Here is a 4,415-nt window from a genome sequence, read left to right as displayed (position 1 = left end):
CCCCCCCCGCCACTCCCGCCGCCCCCGCCGCGACGCCCGAGGCCCAGGCCGAACCGGAGCCCGAGCGCATCCCGGTCGCCGACCCCCTGCACCGCACCCCGCCGCAGCCGCCGCGCGACCTCGCCTGACCCACGCCTACCCCCGACGGCCTCTGGCCGCGGCACGGCGCACTCAGCGAAAGGAGCCGTGCCGCGGACACAGGCCGCCGGGGTCGCGTCAGCTCAGGTGCACGCGCTCGGTCCGCTGCCGCTGCTGTCCGAGACCCTCGATCTCGATCGTCATCTCATCGCCGTCCTGCAGATAGGGGAAGCGTCCGGAGAGCGCGACGCCCTGCGGGGTGCCGGTGTTGATCACGTCGCCCGGCTCCAGCACCAGGTAGTGACTGAGCTCGTGCACCAGTTGCAGCACCGGGAAGATCATGTCGGCCGTGGAGGAGTCCTGCCGCGGCTCGCCGTTCACGAAGGAGCGGAGGCGCAGCGCCTGCGGGTCGACCTCGTCGGCGGGCACGAGCGCGGGGCCGAGGGGGTTGAACGTCTCGGAGCACTTCCCCTTCGACCACTGCCCGCCCGAGACGTCGAGCTGGTACGCCCGCTCCGACACGTCGTTGGAGATGGTGTACCCGGCGATCACGTCGCGGGCGGCCTCGGGCGACGGGAGGTAGCGGGCGGTCCTGCCGATCACCACCGCGAGCTCCACCTCCCAGTCGACCTTCTCCGCACCGGGCGGCAGCAGCACCACGTCGTTCGGGCCGACCACGGTGTTGGGGTGCTTGAAGAAGAGCACCGGGTGCACGGGCGGCTCTGCGCCGGACTCGGCCGCGTGCGCGGCGTAGTTCTGGCCGATGCACAGGACCGCGGTCGGGCGGGCGACGGGAGCGCCGAGGCGGAGGCCGTCGACGTCGGCGACGGGCAGCTCGTCGCGGCGCAGGGCCTCGCGGGTGCGGGCGATGCCGTCGGCGGCGAGGAACGCCCCATCGATCTCGGCCGTGAGGGGCGCGAGGTCGCGGATCACCCCGGCGTCGTCGCGGACGTAGGGGCGTTCGTGGCCGGCGGGGCCGAGGCGCAGGAGTTCCATGTCGGGCTTTCGGGTCAGCGGGCGGCGGCGAACGACGGGTTGACGATCGGCACGGACTCGCCCGCGAACGACCGGATGATGTTCTGGGCCGCGTGCACCGGCAGGTCGGCGAGGGCCTCGGGGGAGTACCAGGCGGCGTGCGGGGTGAGCAGCACCTGGTCGAGGTCGCGGAGCGGGGAGTCGGCGGCGAGCGGTTCCCCCGCGAAGACGTCGAGCGCGGCGCCGCCGAGGTGTCCGTCGCGGAGGGAGGCGGCGAGCGCGTCCTCGTCGATGAGCGGTCCGCGGCAGGTGTTCACGATCACCGCGCCCGGCGTCATGGTGGCGAGGGCGGCCGCGTCGATCAGGTGCCGGGTGGCGTCGGTGAGGGGCACGTGGAGGGTGAGGATGTCGGCGCGGGCGATGGCGTCGGGGATCTCGACGGGCTCGCAGCCCGCCTCGCGCACGGCGTCGGCGGGGGCGTACGGGTCGGCGACGAGCACACGGAAGCCGAGGCCGCGGAGTCCGCGCGCGACGAGCGAGCCGATACGGCCGAAGCCCAGCACGGACACGGTGGTGGTGGAGGGGCGCACGGCGAGCGGTCGGGCGTCCACGGCCTTCCAGGTGCCGGCGCGCACGGCGCGGTCGTAGGCGGGGAGTCCGCGCGCCTGCGTCATGATCATGGCCACGGTGTGCGCGGCGACCTCTTCGATGCAGTAGCTGGGGGTGTTGGCGACGGCGATGCCCCGGGCGGTGGCGGCGTCGACGTCGATCATGTCGTACCCGATGCCGACGCGGCTGATGAGGCGCAGGTTGGGCATCCGGTCCATGAGGTCGCCGTCGATGCGTGCCCACTGCACCACGAGTCCCTCGGCCTCGGCGCCGAGCGCGGCGATGTCGTCGGGGCTGCCGGAGGCGGCGCGATCGGCGCGCAGGCCCGCGCCGCGGAGGGTGTCTTCGATGACGGTCCCCGGGAGGTCGCAGTCGGTGACGAGGATGAACGGCGCAGTCATGGGAGCGATGCTATAGCATCTAGCAAAGCGGTGTACAGCGGCTGACAGCGACCGGTTCTTGCTATAGCGTTTAGGCATGACTGTTCGCCGCGCACTCATCACCGGCGCGAGTTCCGGCATCGGAACCGCCGCCGCCCTCGAACTCGCCCGCGAGGGCGCCGCCCTCTGGATCACCTACACCGGGCGCGAGGCCGAGGCCGAGCGCGTCGCCGAGGAGTGCCGGGCGGCCGGTGCCGCCGAGGTGCTGGTGTCACGGCTCGACCTGCGCGACCCCGAATCGATCGACGCGCTCACCGACCGCATCACCGTCACCTGGGGCGAGCTGCACGTGCTCATCAACAACGGCGGAGTCTGCCCCTACACGCCCTACCCCGACATCGACATCGAGGAGTGGGACTTCGTCCTCGAGACCAACGCGCGCGGCACCTTCCTGCTCACCCGGGCGGCACTCCCCCTGCTGCGCGCCGCCGAGGGCGACCGGTCGGTGGTCAACATCGCCTCGATCGCCGGACAGGTCGGCGCCCTGCAGACCGGCATCCACTACGCCGCCAGCAAGGGGGCGCTGCTCGCCATCACCCGCAGCTTCGCGCGACACCTGGCCTCCGAGGGCATCCGCGTCAACGCCGTCACCCCCGGCCCTGTCGCCAGCGCCATCACCGACCAGCTCCAGGGCGAGGGGCGCGCGAAGCTCGAAGCCGGCATCCCCCTCGGCGCGTTCGGCCAGCCCGAGGACGTCGCCTGGATCATCGCGTCGCTCGCCTCGGAGCGCGCCCGCTTCATCACCGGAGCCACCTACGACGTCAACGGAGGAGTTCGCATTGACTGACCGCACCGCCCTCGACCGTTCCGCGCACGACACCGTGCAGGCACAGCTCGACGCGTTCAACGCCCACGACCTCGACGCGTTCGTCGCCACCTACGCCGACGACGCCGTCATCACCGGTGTCGCGCCCGAACCCATCGTGGGCGCCGAAGCCATCCGCGCGTTCTACGAACCCCGGCTGCAGAACCCCGAGCTCTCGTGCGTCATCGAGTCGAGCGTGCTCTTCGGCGCGCGGTGGGTCGTGGCGCAGGAGCAGGTGATCAACGCGGGGGTCGCGACCGAGACCATCGCGACCTTCGACGTGGTGGACGGCCGCATCGCGCGGGCGTCGATGCTCAAGGCCTGAGGCGCGGAGGCGGGGTCACCTGCGGCGGTACACGTCCGCACGGTGGGCGATGCGCAGGACGTACACCGTGCGAGTCTCCTCGTCGACGCGGACCACCACGCGATAGGCGATCCCGACATACCCGCTGCGCTGGCCCTCGAGTTCGACACCGAGCGCCGTGGTCGTCCGCATCGGGTTCTCGGCGAGGGGGCCCTCCAGGAACCGGAGAACGGCATCGGCGAGCTTCGGCTCCAGTCGGTGGAGTGCTCGCACCGCGGGACCCGTGAGCTGGACGTCGTAGTGCTCCGCGGTCACCGCCGACCCAGTTGCTCTCGCACCTCGGCCAGACTCAACGTGCGTCCTGCGGCGATGTCTGCATCGGCTTCCGCGACCTCTTCCGCGTGCTGCGGATCTTGCAGGAGCGCGAGAGTCGCCTGCAGTGCTTGAAGGTCGTCGACACTCAGCATGACCACCGCGGGACGCCCGTGACGAGTGATGGTCACCGCCTCGTGCGTGGTGTCCACCGACTCCACCAGTTGAGAGAACCTGTCCTTCGCCTCGCTGATTGAGACCGTCTGCATAGTCATGAACATAGCCTAAATTCAGGCCCGATTTCTGGCCAGTATTCTCGGCGACGGCCCTCGGCCGTGGCCGTCACTCGTGCTCGGGGAGGATCGGCGTGGACCAGCCGGGGTCGCGTCCGAGCTGTGCGGCGCGGGAGACGGAGGCCGCACCGTAGCGGTCGCGCAGGGTGTCGAGCACCGAGTCGAGTCGCGCCTCGTCACCCCAATCGATCGGGAGCTCCGGCTGCACGCGGTCGGCGCGGTCGAGCTGCGACAGGGAGAGGCCGAGCAGCGTGATGCCGCGGTCGGCGACCTCGGACTGCGCAGCGGCGAGCAGGGTGCGCGCCACCGTGAGGAGGATCGCGGTGCGGTCGGTCGGCGCGCCGAGCGTGCGGGAGCGGGTGGCCTTCGTGAAGTCGCCGAAGCGGAGCCGCAGCACCACCGTGCGGCACACGCGGTCGCCGTCGCGCAGCCGCCGGGCGAGTCGGTCGACGATCTGCGTGAGGATGAGGTCGAGCTCCTCCGCCGACCGCGGCCCCGAGCCGAGCGCGCGCTGCGAGCCGATCGACCCGCGCCGCCGTGTGGTGTCGACCGGGCGCGGATCCCGCAGTCGCGCGAGCGCGTGCACGTGCGCTCCCGTG

At 72.0% G+C, this 4,415-nt stretch carries 7 protein-coding genes; 2 read left to right on the top strand and 5 right to left on the bottom strand.

Features of this window, described 5'->3' with window-relative positions; genetic code table 11:
- Positions 1-216: 216 nt before the first annotated feature.
- Both DW299_RS18225 and DW299_RS18220 read right to left on the bottom strand, forming a co-directional pair.
- Positions 217-1,074: a fumarylacetoacetate hydrolase family protein gene (locus tag DW299_RS18225; protein WP_136030034.1), complete on the bottom strand. Its 858-nt coding sequence runs from the start codon at positions 1,072-1,074 to the stop codon at positions 217-219.
- A gap of 14 nt (positions 1,075-1,088) precedes the next feature.
- Complete coding sequence (locus tag DW299_RS18220; RefSeq protein ID WP_136037415.1) at positions 1,089-2,063, bottom strand: C-terminal binding protein; 975 nt, start codon at positions 2,061-2,063, stop codon at positions 1,089-1,091.
- Positions 2,064-2,139: 76 nt separating this feature from the next.
- Between DW299_RS18220 and DW299_RS18215 the strand changes: the two genes are divergently transcribed.
- Positions 2,140-2,889 (top strand): SDR family NAD(P)-dependent oxidoreductase, encoded by a 750-nt coding sequence (locus DW299_RS18215; protein ID WP_136030038.1) that lies wholly within the window; start codon positions 2,140-2,142, stop codon positions 2,887-2,889.
- A complete protein-coding gene (locus DW299_RS18210; protein WP_136030040.1) occupies positions 2,882-3,232 on the top strand; it encodes a nuclear transport factor 2 family protein in 351 nt (116 codons plus the stop codon). Before DW299_RS18215 ends, DW299_RS18210 begins: the two co-directional genes overlap by 8 nt.
- A 15-nt stretch (positions 3,233-3,247) precedes the next feature.
- Here the strand turns inward: DW299_RS18210 and DW299_RS18205 are convergent, their stop codons facing one another.
- From DW299_RS18205 to DW299_RS18195, 3 genes are all read right to left on the bottom strand, one after another.
- Positions 3,248-3,526 (bottom strand): type II toxin-antitoxin system RelE family toxin, encoded by a 279-nt coding sequence (locus DW299_RS18205; protein WP_136037414.1) that lies wholly within the window; start codon positions 3,524-3,526, stop codon positions 3,248-3,250.
- Positions 3,523-3,798, bottom strand: coding sequence for a type II toxin-antitoxin system Phd/YefM family antitoxin (locus tag DW299_RS18200; protein WP_205814448.1), 276 nt, complete (start codon positions 3,796-3,798; stop codon positions 3,523-3,525). The genes DW299_RS18205 and DW299_RS18200 overlap by 4 nt, the downstream gene beginning before the upstream one ends.
- A 67-nt stretch (positions 3,799-3,865) precedes the next feature.
- Positions 3,866-4,415, bottom strand: a 550-nt coding sequence (locus DW299_RS18195) for a DinB/UmuC family translesion DNA polymerase (RefSeq protein ID WP_446724808.1), incomplete at its 5' end; no start/stop codon positions are given.

The sequence above is a fragment of the Microbacterium sp. K35 genome, from assembly GCF_004794375.1.
Lineage (GTDB): Bacteria > Actinomycetota > Actinomycetes > Actinomycetales > Microbacteriaceae > Microbacterium > Microbacterium sufflavum.
Note: the sequence above shows the minus strand (reverse complement) of the source record. Positions and strands in the feature narration are given on the sequence as shown.

What these genes read in the sequence shown, in the direction of transcription:
- DW299_RS18200 (WP_205814448.1), bottom strand. Translation starts at nt 3,798, where the DNA reads ATGACTATGCAGACGGTCTCAATCAGCGAGGCGAAGGACAGGTTCTCT.
- DW299_RS18215 (WP_136030038.1), top strand. Translation starts at nt 2,140, where the DNA reads ATGACTGTTCGCCGCGCACTCATCACCGGCGCGAGTTCCGGCATCGGA.
- DW299_RS18220 (WP_136037415.1), bottom strand. Translation starts at nt 2,063, where the DNA reads ATGACTGCGCCGTTCATCCTCGTCACCGACTGCGACCTCCCGGGGACC.
- DW299_RS18225 (WP_136030034.1), bottom strand. Translation starts at nt 1,074, where the DNA reads ATGGAACTCCTGCGCCTCGGCCCCGCCGGCCACGAACGCCCCTACGTC.